This window comes from Parasalinivibrio latis (assembly GCF_036825535.1).
In the GTDB taxonomy this organism is placed as follows: Bacteria; Pseudomonadota; Gammaproteobacteria; order Enterobacterales; family Vibrionaceae; genus Parasalinivibrio; species Parasalinivibrio latis.
This window is the reverse complement of the sequence record NZ_CP098812.1, coordinates 2056308-2082549: the sequence shown is the minus strand read 5'-3', so window position 1 is coordinate 2082549 and position 26242 is coordinate 2056308. Positions and strand designations below refer to the sequence as shown.

General features: G+C 44.5%; 19 protein-coding genes. 13 read left to right on the top strand and 6 right to left on the bottom strand.

The window, feature by feature from the left end; translation table 11 throughout:
- The first annotated feature begins 153 nt into the window (after positions 1–153).
- Entirely contained in the window at positions 154–996 is an 843-nt protein-coding gene (locus NF212_RS09695; protein WP_434355046.1) for a helix-turn-helix transcriptional regulator, read from the top strand.
- A 231-nt stretch (positions 997–1227) separates the two neighbouring features.
- Here NF212_RS09695 and NF212_RS09690 read toward each other — a convergent pair whose 3' ends face one another.
- The 5 genes from NF212_RS09690 to NF212_RS09670 all read right to left on the bottom strand — a co-directional run bounded on the left by NF212_RS09690 (position 1228) and on the right by NF212_RS09670 (position 6956).
- Positions 1228–2313, bottom strand: a complete 1086-nt coding sequence (locus NF212_RS09690; protein ID WP_434355044.1) for an ABC transporter ATP-binding protein — start codon at positions 2311–2313, stop codon at positions 1228–1230.
- A 44-nt stretch (positions 2314–2357) separates the two neighbouring features.
- On the bottom strand, positions 2358–3173 hold the full coding sequence (locus NF212_RS09685; protein WP_434355042.1) for a carbohydrate ABC transporter permease: 816 nt from the start codon (positions 3171–3173) through the stop codon (positions 2358–2360).
- Positions 3170–4084, bottom strand: coding sequence for a carbohydrate ABC transporter permease (locus tag NF212_RS09680; protein WP_434355040.1), 915 nt, complete (start codon positions 4082–4084; stop codon positions 3170–3172). Before NF212_RS09680 ends, NF212_RS09685 begins: the two co-directional genes overlap by 4 nt.
- A gap of 60 nt (positions 4085–4144) precedes the next feature.
- A complete protein-coding gene (locus tag NF212_RS09675) occupies positions 4145–5404 on the bottom strand; it encodes an extracellular solute-binding protein (RefSeq protein WP_434355038.1) in 1260 nt (419 codons plus the stop codon).
- Between the two features lie 529 nt (positions 5405–5933).
- Positions 5934–6956: a LacI family DNA-binding transcriptional regulator gene (locus NF212_RS09670; RefSeq protein ID WP_434355036.1), complete on the bottom strand. Its 1023-nt coding sequence runs from the start codon at positions 6954–6956 to the stop codon at positions 5934–5936.
- A gap of 943 nt (positions 6957–7899) precedes the next feature.
- Between NF212_RS09670 and NF212_RS09665 the strand changes: the two genes are divergently transcribed.
- Complete coding sequence (locus NF212_RS09665; protein ID WP_434355034.1) at positions 7900–10143, top strand: glycoside hydrolase family 2 TIM barrel-domain containing protein; 2244 nt, start codon at positions 7900–7902, stop codon at positions 10141–10143.
- 221 nt (positions 10144–10364) lie between these two features.
- Positions 10365–11762 (top strand): DEAD/DEAH box helicase, encoded by a 1398-nt coding sequence (locus NF212_RS09660; protein ID WP_434355032.1) that lies wholly within the window; start codon positions 10365–10367, stop codon positions 11760–11762.
- Positions 11763–11853: 91 nt separating this feature from the next.
- Here the strand turns inward: NF212_RS09660 and NF212_RS09655 are convergent, their stop codons facing one another.
- Positions 11854–12759 carry a LysR family transcriptional regulator gene (locus NF212_RS09655; RefSeq protein WP_434355030.1) on the bottom strand — a complete coding sequence of 302 codons (906 nt, stop codon included), beginning with the start codon at positions 12757–12759 and terminating at the stop codon, positions 11854–11856.
- Positions 12760–12876: 117 nt separating this feature from the next.
- On the opposite strand from NF212_RS09655, the gene NF212_RS09650 reads away from it, so the two are divergent.
- From NF212_RS09650 to NF212_RS09605, 10 genes are all read left to right on the top strand, one after another.
- Complete coding sequence (locus NF212_RS09650) at positions 12877–13557, top strand: hypothetical protein (RefSeq protein ID WP_434355028.1); 681 nt, start codon at positions 12877–12879, stop codon at positions 13555–13557.
- A complete protein-coding gene (locus tag NF212_RS09645; protein WP_434355026.1) occupies positions 13538–15412 on the top strand; it encodes an ABC transporter ATP-binding protein in 1875 nt (624 codons plus the stop codon). The genes NF212_RS09650 and NF212_RS09645 overlap by 20 nt, the downstream gene beginning before the upstream one ends.
- Before the next feature lie 86 nt (positions 15413–15498).
- Positions 15499–17052 carry an ABC transporter substrate-binding protein gene (locus tag NF212_RS09640; RefSeq protein WP_434355024.1) on the top strand — a complete coding sequence of 518 codons (1554 nt, stop codon included), beginning with the start codon at positions 15499–15501 and terminating at the stop codon, positions 17050–17052.
- Between the two features lie 178 nt (positions 17053–17230).
- The gene (locus tag NF212_RS09635) at positions 17231–18157 is read left to right on the top strand and encodes an ABC transporter permease (RefSeq protein ID WP_434355022.1); all 927 of its coding nucleotides are present in this window, start codon (positions 17231–17233) and stop codon (positions 18155–18157) included.
- 2 nt (positions 18158–18159) lie between these two features.
- A complete protein-coding gene (locus NF212_RS09630; RefSeq protein ID WP_434355020.1) occupies positions 18160–19038 on the top strand; it encodes an ABC transporter permease in 879 nt (292 codons plus the stop codon).
- A 236-nt stretch (positions 19039–19274) separates the two neighbouring features.
- Entirely contained in the window at positions 19275–20063 is a 789-nt protein-coding gene (locus NF212_RS09625) for a MurR/RpiR family transcriptional regulator (protein WP_434355018.1), read from the top strand.
- Positions 20064–20376: 313 nt separating this feature from the next.
- Complete coding sequence (locus NF212_RS09620) at positions 20377–21906, top strand: PTS fructose transporter subunit IIC (RefSeq protein ID WP_434355016.1); 1530 nt, start codon at positions 20377–20379, stop codon at positions 21904–21906.
- A 10-nt stretch (positions 21907–21916) separates the two neighbouring features.
- Positions 21917–22366 (top strand): PTS sugar transporter subunit IIA, encoded by a 450-nt coding sequence (locus tag NF212_RS09615; protein ID WP_434355014.1) that lies wholly within the window; start codon positions 21917–21919, stop codon positions 22364–22366.
- Between the two features lie 20 nt (positions 22367–22386).
- Positions 22387–25047, top strand: a complete 2661-nt coding sequence (locus tag NF212_RS09610) for a glycosyl hydrolase-related protein (RefSeq protein WP_434355012.1) — start codon at positions 22387–22389, stop codon at positions 25045–25047.
- Positions 25048–25422: 375 nt separating this feature from the next.
- Positions 25423–26169 carry a polysaccharide lyase gene (locus NF212_RS09605; protein ID WP_434355010.1) on the top strand — a complete coding sequence of 249 codons (747 nt, stop codon included), beginning with the start codon at positions 25423–25425 and terminating at the stop codon, positions 26167–26169.
- The last annotated feature ends 73 nt before the right edge of the window (positions 26170–26242 follow it).

The following is a 26242-nucleotide window of genomic DNA, read 5'->3' as shown; positions in this document are numbered from 1 at the left end:
GGAGCCGGTCTCCTCGCTTTTTATTGGTGTCTGTTGGCAAAGAGCAAAGATGTGCTACAAGGCACATTTAACAGCTTTCAAAACAGGAACACGTCCGGGTGGAACGGGTACGAATGGTAAAATAGGTTCACATAAGAAAAATAAAGAAAAACAATGAAAGATACCTTTATTGATCTGCTGGAAACTGCCATCCAAGATACGAATGCCTTGGAGAAAATCTGGTTTGCCAAAGACTCCGTTACCCCGCCAACCGGAAGCTACCAGGTTAATTTCCCGCGTTTAGAGCTGGTTTTTCAAGGCTGCTATGAAAACCAGATAGATGCTACCCAGACAGAGGTGGATAACATTACTCTCAGTGTCGGTGATGCGCTGTTTATTCCTGCCAATGCCTGGAACAAACCTTACTGGGATCGTGAGTGCTCAGTACTCAGCCTGCTATTTGGCAAAAGCCAGCTCGGGTTCAGTCTCGTCAGTAAACATGAAAACCAGGAAGGTTTTTATGACGTCGTCAAATACAGTGTCCCGCAGCGTACCGGCCATGCCATTGAGCACATCCTGAATGCAATGTCGGCGTTAACCCATGAGCGCAACCGTCAGCCAATGGACAAATTCCTGGTCCAGGCGTTGCTCAGCTATTGCAGAGACATGATTGCCAGCCCACAGGAGAGCAGTGGCCGTCGGACGGAAGATCTGTTCAAGGGTATCTGTATTTACGTGCAGGAAAACTTCCACCGGAACATTAACCGCGACACGGTTGCAGCTCGTTTCAATATTTCACCCAACTATCTGTCACGTTTGTTCAGGCAGGAAGGACACATGCGCTTTGCTGATTACATTTCTTGGGTACGTCTTGAGCGCGCCAAGTTTATGTTGAAGCGTTACAACTTCCGCCTGGAGGAAGTTGCCCAGCGTTGTGGCTACCAGGACTCAAACTACTTTTGCCGGGTGTTCAAGCAAAAAACCGGCAAGACCCCGACGGAATACCGGGTAGGGTGATAGATTTGGTCTCTCTTTTTACTCATCGAGCCAAAGTTGATTGACTGAAAGTATCTCCGCCAATGAATTAATCACCCTGATATTGGGGAGGAATCTGAAAAATGAAGGGAAGTGATCGATGCAGGAAAATAAAAGCCCCAGTAAACAGTGTTGTTTACCGGGGTTGAGCAACTTTTTTGCCCTAATGGTGGTACCGAATGAAAATGGAAACAGCTTAAAGGCTACGCATATTTACGTATTCGATATACAGATTCCCTTGTGGAACAAGTGACAATCTGAAGAGTTGAACGTCAGAGACAGCGTTTCACCTCGGCGCACTTCTTTATCCCACGGGAGGTGAACTCGGCAATCATTAAACCCGCCAAATTCTCCGAACAGGTAAGTGCTGTTACCCAGGCGCTCAACGGCGTCTGTTTTAAATAGCACTTGGTTTTCTAATTCCTGGTCAACGTAGATGTGTTCAGGTCTGATACCAAACATAACCTCACTGCCAATCTCTAAACCGGTAGTATCAGCTTTAATGGTAATCTCTGAAGCGTTTGGCAACTCAATTACTACTGTATTTTGGTTTTTACTGACCACGTTGGCCGGAAGCATATTCATTTTCGGAGAACCAATAAACCCGGCAACGAATTCATTAGCAGGGGAACGATATAACTCCAGCGGAGTGCCAACCTGTTCAATTTTCCCATCCCTTAAAACAACGATTTTGTCTGCGAGTGTCATCGCTTCGACCTGATCATGTGTCACGTAGATCATGGTTGATTTAAGATCTTCATGCAGCTTGGCAATTTGCAGACGCATATCCACGCGAAGTTCTGCATCCAGGTTTGAAAGCGGTTCATCGAAAAGAAACACTTTTGGATTGCGAACGATTGCGCGACCGATAGCTACCCGCTGTCTTTGACCACCCGAAAGCGCCTTGGGTTTACGGGACATCAGGTGGTCCAATTGCAAAATTTCAGCAGCTTGTTGAACGCGTTCCTGAACTTCTTTCCTTGGTACATTATTCATACGCAGAGCAAAACCCATGTTTTGCTCAACGCTCATGTGCGGATACAACGCATATGACTGGAATACCATTGCAATACCACGTTCAGCAGGGTCTACATGATTCACGATTGCATTGTCTATTTCCAATTCACCGTCTGATATTTCTTCAAGCCCTGCGATAAGGCGCAACAACGTAGATTTTCCGCAACCTGAAGGCCCAACAAATACGACAAATTCACCGTTGTTTATTGTCAAATCCACACCATGAATGACAGTGGCTGAGGGATATTTTTTGACGACATTAGATAGTTTTATGTTTGCCATAACAGCATTTTCCCTTGTGTAAATTCTTTCTGTTCCGTCGCTAATTACTTCACTGAACCCGTCATTCCGGCTACAAACTGCTTTTGCATAAAGAAGAACACAAACAGCGTAGGTATGGTGGCAATGAGCGTACCCAGCATAATCACCCCAAAATCAGGGAAGTAAGCGGAGCCAAGTGATGACAAGAAAAGGTTGATTACAGTTTTGTCAGGCGACTGCAATACGAGCAGTGGCCACAGGAAGTTGTTCCAAGAATTCATAAATACAATGATAAAAGCTGCCGCATAGGTGTTTTTCATCACAGGCATATAAATATAGAAAAATATCTTCCAGTCTTTTACGCCGTCTACACGCGCCGCATCGATCAGCTCTTTAGGAAAAGCTTTGGTGCATTGTCTGAAGTAAAAAACGATGAACACTGCACCTAAACCCGGCAATATAACCGCTAAATGTGTATCAAGCATGTTGAGCTTTGCCATCATTGTGAACAGAGGGATCATCAAAGCGGCAAAAGGAATCATCATGGTGCCAAGTAATAAACTATATGCTTTTTCTCTGCTTTTATTTCGATAGACTTCGAAACCATAGCCAGCCATAGAACAAACGATTAGCGTCAGCACAGCTGTTGTAATTGCAATCTTTCCTGTGTTCCAAAATACAAGAAGCAAATCACCGTGTTCATTAAGCTTAATGAAATTACTAATCAGTTGATCACCAAAAGTCAGTTTACCTTTATTAATTTCAGTGGTTGAGTTGGTTGATGAAACCAGCATCCAATAAAACGGGAAAATAGAAACAAATGCCATGAACGATAAGAAAGCATACATACTTATCCGTATCGGGGAAATTCGAAGTCTCATTGTTTGTCCCTCGCAACATAGAACTGGAACGCTGCTAATATTATGGAAAAGAATACAATTACATAAGATACTGTTGCCGCGTAACCAAAGTTTGGTGAGTAGACAAAAATCAAATTATAGATATACAAGGATAAAGTTAATGTCTCATTCCCTGGGCCGCCAGTTGTAATATTCATTACTTCATCAAATAGTTGCAATGTACCAATCGTCGACATAATGGTTGTAAACAAAATGACCGGTTTCAAAAGGGGTATAGTAATGAAGAAAAACTGCTTGGCTGGTGATACACCATCAATTCGTGCGGCCTCATAAATTGATTTATCTATATTTTGAAGCGCAGCAAGATAAAATATCATGTTATAACCGGCCCAGCGCCAGGTAATAGCCGTGATAATGGTCACTTTTGCCCAGAAGGGATCAGTCAACCAACCTATCGGTTCTGATATAACATGCACTGACAGTAGAAAATCATTCATGACTCCGTCATAGGCGAACATGCTTTTGAAAAGCATGGAACTTGCAACTAATGACGTCACACAGGGCAAAAAAATTGCCAATCTGAAAAAAGATTTGAATTTCAGGTTTTCACTATTTAAACAAGACGAAATAACCAATGCCAGAAAAATCATTATTGGAACTTGAACAATAAGAAAAATAAAGGTGTTTGAAAGAGCCTGAGTGAAAAATGGGTCATGGAACAGTCTTAAAACATTTCCGAAACCTACAAACTCCTGGACTGTTCCTCGCCCTGAATGCAAAGACATCCAAAGTGAATTAATAACAGGATACACCATAAAAAATGTAGTGAGTAAAATGGCAGGTAAAACAAACGCCCAGCCATTAATATTATAAAATCTATGAAAATTATTCTTGGCGACATTTTTTGGGTCAGATTTGGCCAATGTGTCCATATTTAGCTCCTAAGACCTCGTTATTTTTTAGGGCACCTCAAGGGAGGCGCCCGAGGCTAATTATCGAAGTTGAAACTCAAGTTGTTTTTCAAGTTGTTTAAGCACATCTTCAATAGGGCGGCCATTTATGATTTCTGGCAAAGAAGCATTCAATGCACTGGTAATTTCTCTTGTGTAAGCTCCGTAATCTACATCAGGAACATCCAGTTGCCATTTTGCAAAGTCTTGGTAGATTTTTTGTCCGCCAAAAAACGGAATACTTTGTTTGTAAGCATCGCTATCTGATGCCGGTACAAAGGTAGCGACAGCACCGCGCTCAACCAGTATTTTTGAGTAGAAGTCTAAATCTGAAGCGAATGTTTTTTGAAGGAAATCAATTGCTGCTTTTTTATCGTCAGACTTACTTAGTACGAACCAGCTTGAACCACCTAAATTCGACGCGTTAACAGAGCCTTCCAAAGAGAGGCGTGGAGTTGGTGCAATGGCCCATTTTCCTTCCTGTGATTTCTCAGAGGAAACAGCTGGAACAAACCAAACACCGTTTGTCGCTGAAGCCGCCAATCCTTGGTTGAGTCCGCTTACCAAGCCACTCCAATCGGAGATTGGGCGCGTAAAATCAGCGGTAAGGAGGGTAGTCCAGGTCTTTAACGCTTCGATCAGGGTTTTGTTATTGCTGAGGTTTAGGGAGCCGTCTACGTCAGTGAACCATTCGCCACCGGATTGCAACATGATGTACAACAGTCCCATATCTGTGGGATTCATAGACAGCATGGCGACACCGGTCTTTTCTTTCACCTGCTTGCCAATTTCAATGTATCGGTCCCAGGTGATGCTGTGAAGGTCTTCAGCAGTAAAGCCTGCTTGCTCAAGGATATCCTTCCGGTAAAAAAGCCCAGAGACACCACTGTCAAACGGGACTCCGTACAATTCATCCCCTTGAGATACGAGCATCGACTTATAGGGAGAAAATAATCTTACGTCGATTGAGGTTGTCAAAGGTTCAAATGCACCTGGGTACGCGCTGAGATACAGCGGTGCATTGTAGTCCTCGATAAGTACAATTTCCGGCAAACTTTCTGAAACACCCGAAGTTAACATGGTGTTTAATTTTTGTTCTATGTCGTTCTTCGAGTAACTAATAATGTTGAAGGTTGTATCTGGGTCTATTTCCTTATATCGCTTTGCAGCCTCTTCCATAATTGCGACATTGAAATTAGGATCCCAAGCCCAAACTGTAATTTCTTCAGCGTAAGCCGCAATCGGACTGGCAATCAAACTTGCACTTAAAACAGCGTTTTTAAACATCTTATTATGTAACACGTCTTTCTCCTCTTTCTGCACAACATCGATTACAAAAAAGTAAACGTTACCACTTAATAATTGAGGAATGACGGAATGATAACTGTGAGCTTAATCACTCTGAAATCAAGTTTACTAATATTTACTTAACATTGAGGTAACAATCACATTAGTGGATTGGGTAAAAAAATGTGCGGCAAAGTAAAATTGGATTTTGACTATTTATCAATTAAAACAATGAGATAAAGTATGGCAATTGAAGTTTAATTCTTTAGTCGGGTACTTGCGCGATTCGATATTAAAGTAAGTATGAAAGTAGTAGTGAAATAATTAATGCGGAAATAGTATGGATAAATTAGATGATTTTCGAATTACGCATGTTGTTGTGATTAATCAAAAGACAATTAGATTTTAATAGGTGAAATTTTTTATTAGGTTGCATCTACACAAGTTTGCAGTGGATATTCGCATCTGTTTTTTAGATTGCCTATCTTTATCAACAACAGGCATCTGAAATGGGCATATTTTTCAACAGATTCTGTACACTATGTCAGTCGTCTGACTTAAAGCTTTCCCGCCAGATAAATCTGTGACCAATCGTGATTTTCTTTTCTATTTTTCGTCCCTCCATTCTTTCTAGTAACAGCATCACTGCTGTTTGCCCCATTTCCTCTGCATAAAGTTTTAGGGTCGTTAACGGAGGGGAAAGATCTTTAGCAATATCTATATCGTTGATTCCAATAACGCCTACGTCCTCGGGGACTTGCACACCCTGTTCGTGCAGTGCGCGCAGCACGCCAATTGCAACGATGTCATTCGCGGTCACGATGACGTCAGGCACTTTTGCTGACTTCAATATGCGTAGTGCCGCGTCGTAACCTTCTTGAATACTGTAGAAGTTAATTTTCTCAAAATGACTATTTATTTTGCCATTCTGGCTTTCAACGTTGTCAGCGAGCAACAGTTTTTCGTCACCGTGGTCAATCAGTACAATATCTTTTGCACCTGAGCGCGTGATATTGAGGAAAAGCTCTCGTAATGCAGAACTTCTGTCGTAAGTGACCAAATCCAGTTGGCTGGTAGCAGTGACAGGATCAATTAAGACAATGTTCTCATTCTGTCTCCTTATTTCACTGATTTCTTCCGGAGGGATGGGGCCGATAGCAATTACTCCAATACTTTTAGACAAAAATTTTCGGTCATGTGGAAAATTGTCTAAAAAAGTGATTTTTATTGAAATTCGCTTGGCTATACAGGCTTGTTCAATACCCATGCGGATAGATGTGTAATAGGGATCGTTTATTTCATCATCGGGAGATAAAAAATTGATAATAGTCAATGCTTTGTGGGAAATAGAGTCAGCGATGCTACCGTTTTCTGATGTAAGATTCCAATAGGTGTGGAATTGGGAGTTCCGTTGCCTCGGTGTCTTGTAGCCGAGCTGACGTGCGGCATTGATGATGCTCAAACGCTTTTCTTCTGAAATCGAGAACGATTCATCTCCGCTCAGTACCCTGGAGACAGTCGCAGACGAAACTCCAACCAGCCTAGTTATATCTTTTATTGTCGCCATAAAATCCCTCTAACTGGGTGGGCTGCAAAAATAGTCAGTAAGATAAGATGATTGAAATCCAGACAGAAAAGACGTTGAGGTGCAAAGTTATAAAGACAGCATTGATCACCAACGAATCCCAGTTTGTACAATCCGGCACATAGAGAATCATGCTGTCTGTCCACTTTTAAAAATAGTGCGTCCAGCAGCTTTTTCAAATTTGATCGCTGATAAAGCATAGAAAATTGATTCATGATTATGTAAGAACGCTTGATTTTTGTTTCAACGGGAACATGAAGTTATTGAGTTTTTACTCTGTTTTTCCTGCTGGTTCCTCCACTCTTTGTGTTGCTTAAACTGGCATCATGATGTTGATTGAGTACGTTTTCCGAGCGTTCATTTTTACATCTACGATTAGGATTCTGAAAAAATACAGTCTTATTGCAAAAGTATGTATATGAAATGGACGTTTGTTTGCAAGCAAATATCTAAGAGTTCTTAACGAAATTGAATTCGCTCAAAGTCACAAGTAAAAATTTACTTCACTAATGCCATGTCAGTCTAAGAATAATATATTGGTTTAGTATCAGCGTGACATAGTTCACTCTTATTTCTTTAGGGTGGTTTTCACAACCCGAGCACTTGGATCATCATTACAACGAGAACATTAATCAATCTTTTGGCAGCAAGTTTTTTAACTGTCGAATGGTGTTGTAAATAAGAATTGAATAAATCAGTAATAAATAGAATGTTGAGAACAATGTTTTTAAAAACAGTCCTCAACACAACTGTTTGGCTGTCAAAGAAAGTATTGTTTTGCCCACCACATTGTATCGACATTGTCAGGAAAATGGGACAATGAGTTTGGCAATGTAGACTTTACTTGTTGTAGGTGTTCGTTCGTTGCAATACGTGGTTCACCACCAACGCATGTTGTAAATCTTTATCTTTGGAGAAGTAAACCGTGAATAATTCGACTCTTCTAAATAGTGATTGGCTTTTTTGCGAAAACCACTATTGCGATATGAATATCTCGAATATTCCAACTATAGAAACTGTTCAGATTCCACATTGTTCGGTTGAATTGCCTATGAGCTATTTTTCAGAAAAAAGCCTTCACAGGGATTTCACCTATCAACGAACTATTTCTATGACGAGTAGTGATCTGGCTAAAACACAGTTTCTATATTTTGAAGGGGTGATGTGTGACGCGAAGGTTTACGTCAATGGAGAGTTTGCGGGAGCGCATTCAGATGGCTATACACCATTTGAAGTGCTCATAACACCTCTTCTCCAATGTGGAGATAACCTTATTACGGTGACAATGTCGGGTAAAGAAAATCCATCAATTCCTCCTTTTGGTGGGCAAATTGACTATCTGTGCTACCCGGGAATCTACCGAGATGTCCATTTGCGTACTTATTCAAGCTGCAGAGTTTTCAACGTGAAGGCAGAATCAGTAAATGTGCTGACCTCACCGGGTTTGAAGCTGGATATCTATCTTGAATCTTTTCTTAAAGAAGGGAGTGCAGGAAAGTTCGAGGTTACCGTTTGTAATAAACGTGGCGAAGCTATTCTTGAACACGTTGAAGAAGTGGAGAGATTTTGTGGTAATGCTGTTTCCACAATGCAGTTCGATGAATTGAAAGGGGTTGTACTTTGGGACATTGAAAACCCGGAACTTTACAAGGTAGAAGTTCGTTTCGTTGACAAGCATTCGTCCGACACTTTCGTATGCAGACATGGCTTCAGGGACGCCGTGTTTACGACGGAAGGCTTTTTCCTGAATGGTAAGCATCTGAAGCTGATTGGTGCAAACCGCCACCAAAGCTATCCGTACATTGGTTACGCCATGGGTCAGTCCGGACAGGAACTGGACGCAGATCTTTTGCGTTTTGAGTTTGGATTTAACATGGTAAGAACGTCGCACTATCCACAGTCTCCGTATTTTCTGAACCGGTGTGATGAAATCGGTCTGCTGGTATTTGAGGAAATTCCTGGTTGGCAGCACATTGGTGATGAAGATTGGCAGAGCAGGTCTGTTGATAACGTCAAGGCGATGATTCAACGTGACTGGAACCACCCCAGTATCATTTTGTGGGGAGTTCGTATCAACGAATCCGATGACAATTTCGACTTTTTTGACAAAACCAACAGGCAAGCCAAAGCATGGGATTCGACAAGGCAAACCGGCGGTGTACGTTGTCACTTTAAAGGTGACTTCCAAGAGGATGTATTCACGTTAAATGACTTTATCTTGGGTGAGACCGATGACCCACTGCGTAAGCCAGCAGACACTCATGGCAAGGATTACGATGTTCCGTACCTCGTCACAGAATACAATGGGCATATGTTCCCGACTAAGCGAATCGACAACGAAAACTGGCAGATGGAGCATGTCACCCGTCATTTGAGGGTTCTGAATGAAGCCCACTCAAATGACAATATTTCCGGCGCAATCACATGGTGTATGGCTGACTACAACACACACAAGGAATTCGGCAGCGGTGACATGGTTTGTCATCACGGCGTCAGTGATGCCTTCCGTAAGCCAAAATTTGCCGCATATGTCTATGCCAGCCAGATCAATCCAAGCAGGAAAGCGGTGATGGAGCCGGTTACGTACTGGACCGTTGGTGAACGATGTGCCGCAGGTGTGTTGCCGCTAATCATCCTCACAAACTGTGATTGTGTTGAGTTCACGCTTGAGAACGGAGTTAAGGGAAAATTTTACCCGGCGAGAGAACATTATCCACATTTGCCATATCCCCCTGTGATTATTGGAACAGAGGCTGCAGACCAACTATTCGGCAAGCATTCCTGGGGAGGCGGTTGGAAAAATGCCATCTTTACCGGTTATCTGGAGGGAGAGGTTGTGGCCGAGCGTCACTTTAGTGCCTCTAAAATACCTTCCGATCTGACGGTGAATGTTCAAAAGAACCAGCTTCTTGCGAATTGTAGTGATACCGCTAGGGTTCTTATCGAAACCGTTGATCAGTCAGGAAACATTCTTCCCTATTTTTCTGACTTCTTAACGCTTAGCACATCTGACAATCTGGAAATAATGGGGCCTAAGGAAGTCATTCTGGAAGCCGGGACTACCGGTCTATGGGTGAAAGCCAAGGGTGCTGGTAACGCTGTTCTAAAGATCCACTCTCATAAGTTTGGCGAAAGAGAAGTGGTGTTTGACGTAGTTGAACAGAAGTAAGTTGTACGGTTGTAAATTGAAGTGTAATTAACTTCTTAACCGGATAACCCTTACCCGGTTAATCTTGGAAGATTGAAGCACATAGCGCCGGCTCTCCTTGAGGGGCGGCGCTATTTTCTGTCATTTTTTCACTTGCATGATAGAATGCGCGACCTCTGGCAAGGTGCGCATTCAAGGGCATCTGCCATACTCTTTCTTTACTGACTTGCCGAGATTTTTCCATGCCATTTTCCAAACTTGGTCTGAGCCAACCCATTGTGTCTGCCGTGGTGGAGCTGGGATACCAGAACCCGACCTCAATCCAGGAGAAAGCGATTCCTGTCGTTCTTAATGGCCGAAACCTGTTGGCAACGGCGCAGACGGGTACAGGGAAAACGGCAAGTTTCCTGCTGCCGATAATGGAAATGCTGAGCCGGGGTGAAACCCAGCGTAAAAAGCGGGTTCGTGCGCTGGTACTTGCACCGACGCGTGAACTTGCCGCTCAGGTAGAAAAGAATGCCAATGAATATGGCAAGCATTTGTCCCTGAAAACGTTGGCGATGTACGGTGGGACTGACTCTAAAGCACAAAAACAGCATTTGCTTGATGGCGTGGATATTCTGGTGGCAACACCGGGACGCTTGCTGGATATGATGTCCCAGCGTGCAGTCCATTTCGATGAATTGGAGTATCTGGTACTTGATGAAGCCGACCGAATGCTGGATATGGGCTTTATCGAAGACATCAACAAGATCATTGAGCGGTTGCCGGATGAACGCCAGAACCTGCTCTTTTCGGCCACCCTGTCAGATAAAGTCCGCTTTCTGGCTAAAACTGCTGTACCGGATCCGGTAGAAATCAGCTCGGAAGGGAACAGTAAAGCTGAAATTGAACAGTGGCTGACGACAGTCGATAAAGACAAAAAGTCCGCTCTTCTGGCACACCTGATCACTGAAAATGGCTGGGATCAGGCATTGGTTTTTATTGAAACCAAACACGGTGCAGCCAAATTGGTGGAACAGCTGGGCAAGCGTGGCATTACTGCAGAGTCGTTCCACAGCGGCCGCAGCCAGGCAATGCGCGAACAACTGCTGGAAGATTTCAAGTCCGGCAAGCTCCAGTTTCTTGTGGCGACAGGTGTTGCTGCTCGCGGTATCGATATTGAAGAACTCAAGCGAGTGATTAACTACGATCTCCCTTTCCCGGCGGACGACTACATTCACCGTATTGGACGCACAGGACGGGCGGGTGCAAAAGGGGAGGCGATTTCCTTCCTTTCAAAAGATGACTTTAAAAACCTTTGTATGATTGAAAGTCGTCTGGGCCATTTGATTGAACGCCGCGAAATTGATGGTTTTGCCCCAAGAAAGCCGGTGCCGGTTTCAATTCTCAATTACGTACCAAAGAACAAACGCGATACGAAGAAAGAACTCACTGATTCAGAAAAGCCGAAATCACGTCGCAATGAGGCCAAACCTGGTGGAGCTGTGAAGGGTGAACGCGAAAAAAAGAGCGGAAAACCGACAGACAAATCAAGCTCGCCACGAAAACCGGCTGGACGCAATGAGCGTCCAAAGAGCGGCACAAAAGGGGAAAGAACTAACCCTTGGAGTAATCTCAAGAAGCGTAGCCATAGCTAAGGAACCACTTAAACGTGAGATCTCCTTTTGTCGGGTGTTCCAGAAGACGCCCGGCAATATGCTTGTGGCAATCGCGTTGGTTAAATCGCTGCTACCCGCATATGTTGAACTGACTGAATACTTCTTTGGCAATTTCTACAAATGTTTCCGATTCTTTTGTGACTGGCTGAGATTCTGAATAAGCAATCACGTACCTGTAAGGAATTTTAGGTTCGAATGGTTTAACTACCACGCCGTTATTAAACCAAGTTTTTGCCGCAAAAGGCTCAATTAAAGCAACAGCCAGGTTAGCCGCAACCAAGCTGTAACCGGTATGGGAGTTTTGAATCCCTATGCTGTGTGAGTATGTAATACCCGCCTCCTCTAAAACTGTGTACAGTTGATCCCAGTTATTTAACCCGCTGGGCGTAATTTCAAGTACCTCTTCGCCAATAAGGTCTTCAGGTGTAATCTCAGCTTTTTTTGCCAAAGGGTGGGACTCATTCACGGCACACACGTGGGATGTTTCTATTAGGGTTTCTTGAATAATTCCGAAAGCCTGCGGGAATGATGCCGTTAGTGCCAAATGTGTCAGGTTCATCTGAAGACGGCGGACTATTTCAGAAGATGGCGCACTTTCAAGCAGCAGTTTTGATTTAGGGTGCTGGCCTTTAAAGTGCTTCACTGCATGAGGAAAAAAAAACGTGGATAAAGCTGGCGTTGCACAAATATGCAAATCTGTAGAATCCTGGGTTCTAATCTGATCTGCCAGCTTTTCGAGAGAATCCAAACTAACGAAAAAATTTTCAACCCCCCGGTAAAACTCAATAGCTTCCGGCGTGGGCAGTAACCTTCCTTTATGGCGTTTAAATAAGCTGAACTTCAATGCCACTTCCAGATCAGAAATCAGACGACTGACTGCCGGTTGTGTCACGGACATCATGCTGGCTGCACCGGTTGTCGTTCCGGTGAGCATGACAGATTTAAACGCTTCAACTTGACGGTAGCGAACTTGCACAACTGTAACCACCCTATAACATTTGCTTATACGTATATCTAATAATTCGATTTGAATTTGTCAACCATCCCTGCAAATCTTAGTGATGTTAATGATATGTAAATTTGTGGTGGATTGATGGAAAGCGTGAAAACAATTGTTGTTGCAGGATACGGAAGTTGGATTAAAGCCAGGAAAAACCCGGCTTCAGAGGTTGTGAAAAGCCTAAAGGCCAAGCAGTACCCAAACTGCAATCTTGTATTGATTGAGTGTCCGGTTGTGAGCGATTCACTTTCTGAATTGGTAGAGACAACTTTACGGGAATATAAGCCTGATGCATGGGTTGGCTTGGGGGTCTCTGTACAGTCATCGGGTATACAAGCGGAAATGGTAGGGATTAATTGGCGTCATTTTTCCGTGCCTGATGCCAAAGGTGCTTCCCTTCAGTTCAAACCCGTAGTGGAAAATGGTCCTGTTGCATACAACGCATTGCTGCCAAATCAACTGATAATTGAAAGACTGAAACAAGAGGGTATCCCCGCAGGCATATCTTTTTTTGCAGGCACTCACCTGTGTAACCAGATGATCTATACCGTCCACCATTTAGCTGAGAAGCTGGGCCTGCATACGTTGGGGGGCTTTTTACATGTTCCACAAAGTATAGAAAATGCTCTGGAAGTTAAAGATGGAGAAAAAATGCCTCCTACGATGAGTGTCGGAATGATGACCGAGGCTGTGGGTATTTCTATCGAGTGCATACTGGAACACTTGGAAGAACAAAATTCGGAGAGGCAGTTACATGCAAATGGCGAGTGTTAATCAGTCTGCGGAACCGATTTCTGGGGCATCTGAGCAAAAAATACTTTCTGTCAGTGGGCTGACTGTTGAATTTGGACACGGAAGCAAGGTTGTTACCGCCGTTGATGATTTGTCTTTTGAATTAGCTCGTAACCAAACATTGGCTATTGTCGGCGAGTCGGGCTCGGGGAAATCTGTGACTTCTCTTGCATTGCTTGGACTTATTAAGCATGTGGGTGGAAGAGTTGTTTCTGGTGAAATGAATTTTGCCAGCGATGTATTGGGTCAGAACGTCAATTTGAATTCGTTGAACGAAACAACGATTCAAAGAATACGTGGCAGAGAAATTGCCATGATTTTCCAAGAGCCCATGACCTCTTTAAACCCTGTTTATACCATCGGCTCGCAGATCATAGAAACGCTCATTTTGCATTTTGGCATCAGCCATAAGGAAGCAAGGTTAAAAGCCATTGATTTGCTGAATCTCGTCAGGTTGCCGAATGCCGCTGCGATGTTGGACAACTATCCACATCAACTGTCCGGAGGTATGCGGCAAAGGGCAATGATTGCGTTAGCTTTGTCTTGCCAGCCTAAAATACTGATTGCTGACGAGCCGACCACTGCGCTTGATGTAACGATACAGGCCCAAATTCTCCATATAATGCGAGATCTTCAAGAAGAACTTGAGACCGCATTAATATTCATCAGCCATGATATGGGTGTCGTTTCCCAAATGGCGGATAACATCCTTGTGATGAAAAACAGCAAAAAAGTTGAGATAGACAAAGCCAGCAAGGTTTTGTCTGCGCCACAGGAATTCTACACAAAGTCATTGCTAGCGGCAGTTCCAAGAATCGGGAGCATGAAAAATGAACCCTTGCCTAAAATGCTGCCACTGCTGACAGAAGAAGGCGTTATCACTAACGAATTCGTCCGTAGTGTTGAGCCGGATGAGAGTGGATTGCCGGTAATTAGTGTTGAGCAGCTTACAACACGTTATGACATCAGAGGTGGATTGTTAAATCGCGTGACACACCACGTTCATGCGGCAGAAAGCATTTCTTTTGATATTTACCCAGGTGAGACTTTTGCTGTAGTGGGTGAATCCGGTAGTGGGAAGTCAACGCTTGGAAAGACGATTCAACAACTCATTGAACCCACTGAGGGGGCAATAAAATTCCGCGGACAAGATATTTTTTCATTACCGAGTTCAGAGAGGACAAAGTTCCGTAAGGAAATCCAGTATGTTTTCCAAGACCCTTATGGATCACTAAATCCTCGAAAGACGGTGGGTGAAAGTATCATCGAACCTGCGCTCACACACAAATTAATTCAAAAACATGAAATAAAGGACCGAGTCACAGACTTGTTGGTAAAAGTTGGTTTGCACCCCGACCATGCCGATCGCTATCCCCATGAATTCTCCGGTGGACAGCGACAAAGAATTTGTATTGCCAGGGCATTGGCGTGCAACCCCAGCTTGATAATTGCAGATGAAGCCGTATCTGCACTGGATGTTACCGTACAGGCACAGGTTCTGAACTTGTTTATGAAACTGCAAAGAGAGCAGGGACTGGCATATTTGTTTATCACGCACGATATGGCTGTAGTAGAAAGAATAAGCCATAGAGTTGCTGTTATGTATTTGGGGCAAATTGTGGAAATGGGTACCAGAAAGCAGATATTTGAGAATCCACAGCATCCATATACCAAGAAGTTACTGGCAGCCGTGCCAGAAGTAAAAATAAACAAAACATCTGATTTCCAACTATTAGAAGGTGAAGTGCCCAGCCCCATTCGAGCTGTAGGTGACGAACCAAAAATAAATGAATTGGTTGAAATTGAAAAAGGTCATTTTGTGGCCAGGAACCAATAAGCGGATAGGTTCTTTCAAGATAAATTGCTGAAAAATATTAGTGATTTTAAAACAGCATGTTAATCGACGTGTACACGGAGGTATTTATGAAAAAAATAAATAGCGGACATTTAAAGAAGGCGACATTAAAATTCAGAACTTTCTCTGCTATATCGGCATTGAGTCTTGGGCTCGTGTTCTCTTCAGCTGTTAATGCTGGGCAAGTTTTAACAGTGGCTCAAGAAAATGATCCACAAAGCCTTGACCCCATAGATACTTTTTCACTTTCGTGGGGGTCTATGGGCAGTAATATTTTTGATGGCTTGGTGTTCAGAAATGAAAACCTGGATATTTTGCCCGGTCTCGCTAAAGAATGGTCATTCTTGGAGGATGGCAAACGTATTAGGTTCAAACTTCGAGAAGGTGTAACGTTTCACAATGGAGAACCATTTAATGCTGAGTCTGTAAAATATACCTTTGACAGAATGTTGGGAGAACAAGGGAAAACCAGCCCGCAACGTTCAAACTATACATCAATTGAGCGTGTTGAAATTCTGGATGACCACACCGTCGACTTTGTTATGAAAAACCCGGATCCGGTCTTAATTACAAAGTTATCTGGATATGGAGCCATGATTGTACCTAAAAAATACATCGAGGAAGTTGGCGAAAAAGCATTTGATATGAAACCTGTCGGGACGGGGCCGTTCAGTGTTGTCAACTACACGCCATCTGTAGGTTTGAAACTAGAGAAAAATCCAAACTACTGGAATGGAAAAGCCAAAGTTGATGAAGTGAATATTAAGTTTATTCCTGAGGCATCAACACGAATGGCTGAGTTGTTATCAGGAGGTGTGGATATTTCCCTGAATATTCCTGTTGCCTCGGTGGAAACCATTCGAAACAACGACAGGGTTGAGCTTGTAGATGTAAATGGTCCAACCGTGGCCTTGCTGCGATTTAAAACCAGGGATTCGATCACGTCCGATATCCGTGTTCGTAAGGCCATCAATATGGCAATCGACAAGAAAATGATAGTAGATATCTTACTTGATGGTTTAGGTAGCACAATCAGCAGTGCGCAAGGCACTAAGTCCCTTGGTTATAATCCTGATATACAGGAATATTCGTATGATCCAGCCGGAGCTAAGGCTCTTTTACAACAAGCAGGCGTGAATCCAGGTACTACCATTACCCTGGATACACGAAATAATGACGACACATTTCTTGAAGTTGCCCAGGTTATCAGTGCCTATCTGGGGGCTGTAGGTCTAAATGTTAAGATTCGCACCCACGAGAGTGGCGTGTATTCAACAGAAATTGTCCCTAAGGGTAATACGGGGGAAATGTTCTATTTCAGGTGGGGTGGTTGGACATTTGACTTCGATAATACTGCCTATCTGCTGTACCACTCCGGTGAGCGTTGGAATCCATACAATAATGATGAGAAGTTGGATGCATTGCTTGAAAAACAACGTTTAACGTACAGCACTGAAGTGCGGGAGAATATCCTTCGCGAAGTGGCGAGTTATGCCCATGAAAATGCTCTGGACATCCCATTATACAACACCTCAACGCTCTATGGCGTAAGCAAAAAAGTTAAAGGATTTACTCCTGCTCCTGATGACAGAGCCAGATACATGGATGTTTATAAGGACTAATGATGTTGTTCATCACTATTCGAATGTGATTTTGACGATAACTGGAATCTGGCTGCAACAAAAATAGCCAGATTCCAGCTTAAGCTGATGAAAATACAACTGCATTTTGGAATTTACTCTATTGGTAGCCCAGAATGTAAATGGAAGACATACAACATCAATAAGACAGTAATAATATATGCCTATTTTAAAATTTGTTTTTCAGCGAGTTATACAAGCACTGTTTGTCACGGTTGTTGTCACGCTGTTTGTCGCATTTTCGATCCGACTGACAGGTGATCCAGCTGTAATGTTAACTCTTGAATCGAGTAACGTGACAGAATCGGACTTAGTACAAATTCGTGAGTCATTAGGGCTTAATCGACCGTTTATTATCCAGTATCTTGATTTTATTTCAGGGCTGTTGACTGGAGACTTAGGCGATAGTTTTTTTAGAGGGTCAGTCTCTAATTTGATTGGTGTTGCGTTGCCATCAACTGGTCTTCTTGCAGTAACCTCAATGTTGTTTTCAATTGCAATTTCCATTCCTCTGGGTATCTATTCTGCGGTAAATAAAGGCAAGTTTTCTGACCACTTTATCCGGATATTGTCTTTACTTGGTTTGTCATTTCCAAACTTCTGGCTAGCTATAATGCTTGTTCTGTTGTTTTCAATTACATTTCCAATACTGCCGGCCAGTGGTTATAGCGGTGTGGCTTCTCTCATATTGCCTTCAGTAACAATAGGGATAATATTGACTGCGACGAATGTGAGGCTTGTCAGAACCGCTATGTTAGAAACGCTTTCGGCCCAATATATAATGGTAGCACGTGCGAAAGGTTTACGAGAAAACGTAGTTATATATAAACACGCACTCAGGAACTGCGCTATTGCATTGGTGACATTCTTTGGACTCCAGTTTGGCAATCTGATTGGCGGGATTGTCATTGTAGAAATGGTATTTAACTGGCCAGGAATGGGTACGCTGGCGGTTCAAGCTATAACCCAGAGAGATTACCCTGTACTCCAGGCATGTGTATCTATACTGGCAATATTTATTGTTCTGGTTAATTTGTTGGTTGATTTGATTTATGGCCTGATCGACCCACGAATAAGGGTGGGTTAAGTATGAATCAGAAAAAGAGCGTGAATAGTATGTTTGGAACCACAATTAAAATCCCGGGCGAATTTAAAAACTTTGAACTCATTTTGGGGGTATTGCTCGTAGGGACTATTGGGACCTTAGTTTTATTTTCAACAATTATTTTTCCCGATGGAGGAAAAACAGTAAATTTGCTGGCCAGGTTCACAGCTCCTTTCCAGTCCTTTGAGCACATCTTAGGTACGGATGCGTTAGGGCGGGATATTCTTGAGCGGATAATTGTTGGCGGCAAGGTGTCATTTTCTGTGGGATTGCTGTCGGCTCTCGGGGCAGTATTTTTAGGCACAGTAGTAGGATTGTTTGCCGGCTACTACAGGGGGGTAGTCGATGTCTTCATTATGCGATTTGCTGATATACAGCTGGCATTACCCTTTATTCTGTTGGCAATCACAGTTGTCGCGATTCTGGGCCCGGGTCTGGACAAGCTAATAGGCCTTATGATCATATCTCAGTGGGTGCAGTATGCCAGATTGGTTCGCGGGAGCGTGTTGTCGCTACGCGAGCGAGAGTATGTACAGGCTGCTCGAAGCTATGGGCTTCCGGACCTTAAAATTATTTTCGGACACATATTGCCTAATGCACTTGGGCCGCTTGTGATACTCACAACGCTTAATGTGGCAAACAATATTTTGTTGGAAAGCAGTCTGACGTATTTGGGATTGGGGGCTGATCCTCAGACGCCGAGTTGGGGAGGCATTTTATCTGAAGGCCGAAATTACATCCAAACAGCGTGGTGGGTAAGTGTATTTCCTGGGCTTGCAATCATGTTTACTGTTTTAGGGCTAAATCTTCTCGGAGATTGGTTGCGTGAGCGCCTAGACCCTTTGGAGAAATCCAGACTGTGAATTTAATTTTTTTAGGGTCGCACAAGGTTGTGGCTATCATGAGCCAAACTGCTTCTTCCAGGTGTTCGAAAAGAAAGCCGGCAAGGCGCAGACGTGATACCAAATTGGCTAAAATCTCATCAGGTAAAACGGAGGTTTGGTTAAATTTGTCCTAAGTCCCTATTTTAAACAGTTTAAACAGGTACCATTCGGCGCAGTATTGAAGGACTTTTATATACTGCGCCCGGACGGTTACGATGCAAAAAGACATCCAACTTCTCTTTGAATACGCTCAGATTCATTTTACCGGTACAGACCACAAAATTGCCGCGTACTTTCTCGATCGCAAGCCGGTAAAATCCATTGAGGAACTGGCTGAAGACATTGGCGTGTCGACTGCATCTATCACCCGTTTTTGCAAAAAGGTGGGTCTTAGGAATTTCAAAGAGTTCCTTTTTCTCTATCAACAACAGTTGGAAACGCCGACACCGCTAACTGAGAACTGCACCCTGCATGTTGACTATGTGGATATGCTGCAGCAGCTAAGTAAAAAGCTCGACAGGGTGAGCGTTAAAACGTTCAGTGATGCGGTTTACCAACACAAAATCATTCACGTATTTGGTACCGGGTTCAGTGCTCTGGCCGGGGCTGATTTTAAATTCCGTTTTACCCGGTTAGGGAAGTTCATTGAAGTGGTGACTGACGGGGATTCAATGAAAATGATCAGTGCAATCCTAAATCCGGATGCATTGGTGATTCTAATCAGTCTGAAGGGCAAAAACGAAGGAATGATCCAATGTGCCAGAGAGATGAAAACCAGGGGAGTGAATGTGCTTTGTATTACCTCGAACAGTAAATCAAAACTGATTCAATACTCTGACAGTCATATATTAACGTCATCCCTGAATGGTGAAGAATCCACCGGTATGATTTCTGGTCAAACCCCAATACTGATGGCAATCGACCATATATACCATCAGTATGTGACAGACAATAAGGATAAAATTAAAAACTGGGTAGCCACAGAAAAGCCTTTCTGTAGCTAATAACTCTTATCCCCCATATTCCTCATAGATATATCGTGATTGATTATCGCTTTATTATTTCCTGCGTAAATAGAATGGAGGGGGGTATGTGCCGATTTTCACCTCTTCAAAAGAAGCACAATATAATCACCAAAACCAAATAACTCACTGATATTATTGACTATCTAAAATATTCAATCCTGATCTTGTGCACATTGTTGTGTAAATAATTTCATTGAAATCTGATATGTGCACCATATCTCATACTGAAACTGAAAAAATTTACACAATAGCCCCGTCTTAAATATCGACCCTTAATTTGGAGAATTATTGTATGAGTCGTAATGTTGTTGCCATTACTGCTTGTGCTGCGGGTATTGCCCATACATATATGGCTGCCGAGGCATTTGAAATTGCGGCAAAGGAACATGGATTTAATGTAAAGGTTGAAACACAGGGTTCAATTGGTGCAGAGAACGTATTAACGGAGCAGGAAATTGCTGCAGCAGATGTGGTGATTATTGCCTCTGATGTTGAAATTGACCTGGCGCGTTTTGTCGGCAAGAAAGTTTATAAAACCCGCCCGAAAGAGGCGATTAAAGATGCCAATGGCCTTGTGGAGCTTGCCGTAAAAGAAGGCAAGGTTTTCGGCGCCAAGGGCACGGAAGTTGGCAATATTACATTGGGTAAAACCAACGAGAACGGTTTCATCCAACATATCATGAGCGGTATCTCCTACATGGTACCTATGGTTATCGCTGCTGGTTTGTTGCTGGCGATTGCCAATATTTTCGCATTCCAAAAAGATGACCTTGGCCGCATGGTGGCATGGGGCTTCGACCGCACCGACCCGGTTGGCGAACTCATGTATTCCCTGTTCCAGGTAGGTAAAGTCGGTTTCACCCTGATGATTCCCCTGTTTGCCGGCTTTGTTGCCAACTCCATTGCAGACCGTCCGGCTATTGCCCCTGCAATGATCGGTGCGTATATCGCGAACGATGCAGGTTTCCTCGGTACAGAGACGGGGGGCGGCTTTCTGTCAGCGATCCTTGTTGCATTTATCGTGGGTTACTTTGTCCGCGAGTTGAAGAAAATAAAGTGGCCTAAGCTGGTACAACCGCTGGTGCCTATTATGATTTTGCCGCTCATAGCCACTTTCTTTATCACCATTGTGGTGAAGTACATGATCGGTGGTCCTATCGCATCTGCAATGGGTGCTATGTATGACTGGCTGACCTGGATGACAGAAAACTACCAGGCTTCAACGTTCATCATCGGTGCTGTGATTGGTGCAATGATTGGTTTTGACTTCGGTGGCCCAGTCAACAAGACGGCCCTGATTTTTGGTACCGCAGTGTTTACCGATACTGTAGCCAAATATGGTATTGAAGGTGCGAACTTCGTACCGGGCACGGCGGCACAGGCGGCAATTTCAGTCGCGCCGCTGGGTATCTTCCTCGCTTCGCAAATCTTCAAGAATAAGTTCACCCAGACAGAAAAAATTGCTGCGAACTCGGCATTTGGTATGGGCATTGTGGGTGTAACAGAAGGTGCGATCCCATTCGCTGCCACTAACCCGGTTCAGATTATCACAGCAAGTGTTACAGGCTCTGCACTGGCTGGCGGCCTGGTTGGTTTCTTTGACTGTAAATTCTACGGCGGTATCGGTTCACCACTGGGTACGTTCATCGGCTATATCGAGCAACCAATCCCATTCCTGACCTGGATTTTGTGCACGCTGGCCGGTATTACCACGACCGCTTTGATCATCGGGTTCTGGCGTAAGCCGGTCGTAGTGGAAAGCACCGAGGCCAAGAAAACGGAAGAGAAACAAGTCGAACAACAACCGGCTCATGCAAACTAAGGCTAGCAAAATGAAAGATGTATTCAGTGTCGACCATATATTGCATGACACCTGCTCGACGACCAAAGAACAGGCATTTTCGTTCATTGCCCAACATGCTGAAAAGCTGGGTTACGTAACGAGTGCAGAACTGTATGAAGCGGGCCTTCGGGCCCGTGAGCAGGAGTCTAGCACCGGTTTTACAGGTGGTGTGGCTATTCCTCACAGCAAGAACCCGGCGGTCAGCCACGCCGGTATTTTCCTGGTACGTTTTTCTCACCCTATTGAGTGGGAAACCATGGATGATGAACCGGTTGAGACGGCTGTAGCTATGTCGATTCCTGCTGACGGGGATGAGGAAAATATCCGGCTGCTGACAAGGCTTTCCCGCGCCATTATGCGGGCACCTTTCCGTGAGGTGCTGAGAAGTGGCGATGCCGGGCAAATCCAGCAGGAAATTTCAGAAGTTATTGCGGGTTAAGCGTTGAGAGAGTTGTTGTGATGCAGAAAACCTTTCATGTCATTCCCCATACCCACTGGGATTTTGAGTGGTACTTTTCTACCCACGAATCGCTCATCCAACTTATCTATCACTTAGACGAAGTGATGAGCGGGCTTGAGAGCGGGGCGAGCGATACTTACCTTCTCGACGGGCAACTGAGTATTGTTGAAGATTACCTCGATGCCTGTCCTGATCAAAAAGCGCGCTTCAAGGCACTTGTAGAGCAGGGGAAGCTGGTCATCGGACCGTGGTATACCCAGACTGATCAACTGATCATCAGTGGTGAATCCATAGTGAGGAACCTGGCAACAGGTATCCGGTTGGGGCGTCAGCTTGGTCCGGTCATGGATATTGGCTATGTACCGGACTCCTTCGGGCAGAGCATTGATATGCCGAAAATCTACAACGGTTTCGGTATTGGCAAGACCGTGTTCTGGCGTGGACTGAACAGCGATACCTGTTCAAGCCGGGAGTTTACATGGAAAGCTGAAGACGGCAGTGAAGTGACGGCCTACAACATCAAAAATGGCTATTTTGTCGGGTCACATATTATCGGATGCGATGACCCGACGGCACTTTGCCTGCAGGCTGAAGAGGGAACTATAGCGCAAAACGTTGCCATTCCTCTGGGTGGTGACCAGCGCTATATCGACCTGGACATCAAGCCACGGATCGAAATTTCCAACCGGGCTGCTCCCGAGTACCACCTCACTGAAAGCAGCTATACCAAGCTGTTCGAGGCATTGGAAAAAGAGAACCTTGACCTGCCAAAGGTGACCGGGGAATTTATAGATGGACAGGTTTCCAAAATTCACCGTTCCATCTATTCAACCCGGTATGACCACAAATACCTTAACGACAGAATTGAACGCAGGCTGACCCACCAACTGGAACCGTTGATGGTGATGGCAAGCCAGCAAGGGATTGATCCTAAACCGCAACTGGTAGAGAACATCTGGAAAGTCCTGATGCGTAACCACGCTCACGACAGTGCCGGTGGCTGCAACACGGATAAGACGAACAAAATAATCCTCGCACGGTTTGAAGAAGCGGACCAGATGTCCGGTTCAGCTGTGGATTACCTTGTACGTAAACTTGCTGAGTCCCAGTGTAAAGATGGCCTGGGCAACGAAACCGAACGCCTTACGCTTTTTAATACCCTGCCGTATGCACGTACGCCGGTGATTAGAACAAGCATTGCTACCCAAACCCCGGATTTCGCACTAACAGACTGGCAAGGTAACCCGGTACCTTTTGATATTCACCATGTAGAAAAAACCTACAGCGGCAGCATCAAACGTACTGAGGCAGAACAGGATCCGGATCTTTATTATTACCAGACTGACATTTCCTTCTGCTATCCGCTTCCTGCCAGTGGGTTCGTCAGCTTAAAAGTCCTATCTGGGCACGTTGGGCAATCAACGCCGGTTATCTGCGATATGCTCTCTGGGCTTAATGAGATTGAGAACAACCACTATCGGTTGGCGTTCCATGACGGTCAGTTTGACCTCTATAGCAAGGCGATGGATAGGTGGTTCCTTGACTGTATTAAGCTCACGGACTCAGGGGATGATGGAGACAATTACGATTACTCTCCGCCTGAAGACGACTGGAAACTCACCTATAACTGGTGCAATGCCAGTGTTGCCGCAGACACTGGGAGGTTAGGGCAGAGCCTTGTCATTACCGGAATGTGGGATTTACCGGCTGACCTGAATGAACGTAACCGGCGGGAAACAAATGGCAAGGTTGGTTTTACCTTCTGTCTGAGCCTTAAACAGAGTGATTGCCTTGACGGTCTACCTCTGGAAATTCATGCAGAGTTCGACAACCAGGTAAAAGACCACCGGATGCAGTTGGTATTCAGCGGTTTTACCAAATCGGCGTTGAATCACGCAGATACACCTTTTGGTGTGGTACAACGCGAAAATGTTCCTGAACATCTGCATCACTGGCGTGAAGCAGGCTGGAAAGAAGAACCCAGCCCGATATACCCGATGCTGCACTTTGCCAATATGCACGATTCGACAACCAGCCTTACTGTGATGGCCAAGGGCATCAAGGAGTATGAAATCACGGAATCCGGTGATCTGGCACTTACGCTTTACCGCTGTGTTGGTTGGCTTGGCAAACCGGATCTTATCCGCCGTCCGGGCATTGCATCCGGTCAGCAGTTTAAATGGATTCGAACGCCGGACAGTCAGTTGCAGGGCAAGCTTGAGTTCGAATGTGCACTGCTGGTTGAAGAGAGGTTTAACCCGGCCCATTGCCAGAAGGTATGGCAGCACTACGCTGTGGATGTGCTGGACTACCAAAACCAGTCGCTGAACCAGTTCACCAATACCCTTAAGTACTTTGTGATGCACCCGCTTAACAACACGGTGCCAGACAGAGGTACAGGGTTGGAGCTCAATGCTGATCGACTGGTGCTCAGTGCCGTAAAACTTGCTGACAGCGGAACGGGGCTGGTGGTGCGCCTTTACAACCCGGCTCCAGATCCGGTTTCCAACCCAGGTGAAGTAACGTTGCCATACTGGTTTAACCAAGTGGAAGAGGTAAACCTGCTGGAAGAAAAACTGGCTGGGTGCAAATGCACTGAACACAGCTTCAAACTCGACAGTTTTAAACCAAAGCAAATTCGGACATTCCGGATCTTTTAAGCTCTCAGTAAGACAGAAAACCGGCCCTTGTGGTAGCTGCTTGGCTATCGGGGCCGTTTTTTTATAACGAAAGTGCTTTAACGAAATATTCTACCTACCCAGGGGTGTATTCAAACTGCACAATTTAATTCGCGCTGCCGTCACTTGGTTGCGGCGAATGAAATCGCATACAAAACAGTTTTGAAATTTAGTGGGGCAGGTGGGGTGGCTTCATAACATATTCTTTCAATTAAACTTTCTGTACATGCGGTTCATGGCTGAAACAGATGAATTCCCTTTTACGTGCCTATACTCCTAAAACACGTATCTAATGTGTAACCTATAAAAATACGAGACAGAATCTCCAGCCAGTGTTAGCAAGGGAGCGCCAGCACGATGTTTATGACAAGAATGTTCTTGGTGTTGTTACCGTTAGTGTTAACCGCCTGCTCTTCGCCGGATAGAGGAAGTTTTGGGACGTTCAAACGGTCCCTGAATAATACTTCCTACGGCTATGTGGTGATGGATGACCCAACAAACCAGGCACCCACTGAGTTAATTGAAGTCTTTGATGTCAGGCCTGGTGATTGCGGAAGCAACGGTGGCTGGAGCGACTGTGATAAAGACCGCGAGAGAAGTGAACTCTCGGAAGCGAAAAAGAAAAATCAGCGGGGTAAAGAATACTGGTACGGCTGGTCGATTTACTTTCCAGAAGATTACGTCAACGTTTACCCCACCAAAGTAGCGCTCGGGCAATTTCACCAGCACAAGTCCCATCCTGTTTGGATGTTTCAAAACTCCAGTGGTGGTTACCACCTTGATAGACAGGTGCGAGGTTATACAGAAAAATACGATGAGCTGATTTCTGAAGAAGATCTCAGAGGGAAATGGCACAAAATTGAAATTCACGCCAAATGGCAAGTTGATGATTCCGGCTTTTTTAAAGTGTGGGTAAATGGCGAACAAAAAGTGGACTACAAAGGCAAGACAATGTCCGCTCACAAGGTATATTTCAAATACGGGGTTTACCGTTCATACATGTCACGCTATAAGCTGAAACACGGTACTGACAGTGTCCCCGCCCAGAAGGTGTATTTTTCCAATGTTAAACGGGGTAGCTCACGGGAAGCATTAGCGCCTTAGTGGCTGCACACTCCCAGACCACGATAAATCCAATCCATAAAAAAAAGCCACCCTACGATGGGTGGCTCCTAGC

Coding starts and splice junctions, on each gene's coding strand:
- NF212_RS09610 (WP_434355012.1), top strand. CDS start 22,387: ATGCAGAAAACCTTTCATGTCATTCCCCATACCCACTGGGATTTTGAG.
- NF212_RS09660 (WP_434355032.1), top strand. CDS start 10,365: ATGCCATTTTCCAAACTTGGTCTGAGCCAACCCATTGTGTCTGCCGTG.
- NF212_RS09605 (WP_434355010.1), top strand. CDS start 25,423: ATGTTTATGACAAGAATGTTCTTGGTGTTGTTACCGTTAGTGTTAACC.
- NF212_RS09620 (WP_434355016.1), top strand. CDS start 20,377: ATGAGTCGTAATGTTGTTGCCATTACTGCTTGTGCTGCGGGTATTGCC.
- NF212_RS09680 (WP_434355040.1), bottom strand. CDS start 4,084: ATGGACACATTGGCCAAATCTGACCCAAAAAATGTCGCCAAGAATAAT.
- NF212_RS09685 (WP_434355042.1), bottom strand. CDS start 3,173: ATGAGACTTCGAATTTCCCCGATACGGATAAGTATGTATGCTTTCTTA.
- NF212_RS09635 (WP_434355022.1), top strand. CDS start 17,231: ATGCCTATTTTAAAATTTGTTTTTCAGCGAGTTATACAAGCACTGTTT.
- NF212_RS09625 (WP_434355018.1), top strand. CDS start 19,275: ATGCAAAAAGACATCCAACTTCTCTTTGAATACGCTCAGATTCATTTT.
- NF212_RS09690 (WP_434355044.1), bottom strand. CDS start 2,313: ATGGCAAACATAAAACTATCTAATGTCGTCAAAAAATATCCCTCAGCC.
- NF212_RS09695 (WP_434355046.1), top strand. CDS start 154: ATGAAAGATACCTTTATTGATCTGCTGGAAACTGCCATCCAAGATACG.
- NF212_RS09640 (WP_434355024.1), top strand. CDS start 15,499: ATGAAAAAAATAAATAGCGGACATTTAAAGAAGGCGACATTAAAATTC.
- NF212_RS09630 (WP_434355020.1), top strand. CDS start 18,160: ATGAATCAGAAAAAGAGCGTGAATAGTATGTTTGGAACCACAATTAAA.
- NF212_RS09650 (WP_434355028.1), top strand. CDS start 12,877: ATGGAAAGCGTGAAAACAATTGTTGTTGCAGGATACGGAAGTTGGATT.
- NF212_RS09615 (WP_434355014.1), top strand. CDS start 21,917: ATGAAAGATGTATTCAGTGTCGACCATATATTGCATGACACCTGCTCG.
- NF212_RS09645 (WP_434355026.1), top strand. CDS start 13,538: ATGCAAATGGCGAGTGTTAATCAGTCTGCGGAACCGATTTCTGGGGCA.
- NF212_RS09670 (WP_434355036.1), bottom strand. CDS start 6,956: ATGGCGACAATAAAAGATATAACTAGGCTGGTTGGAGTTTCGTCTGCG.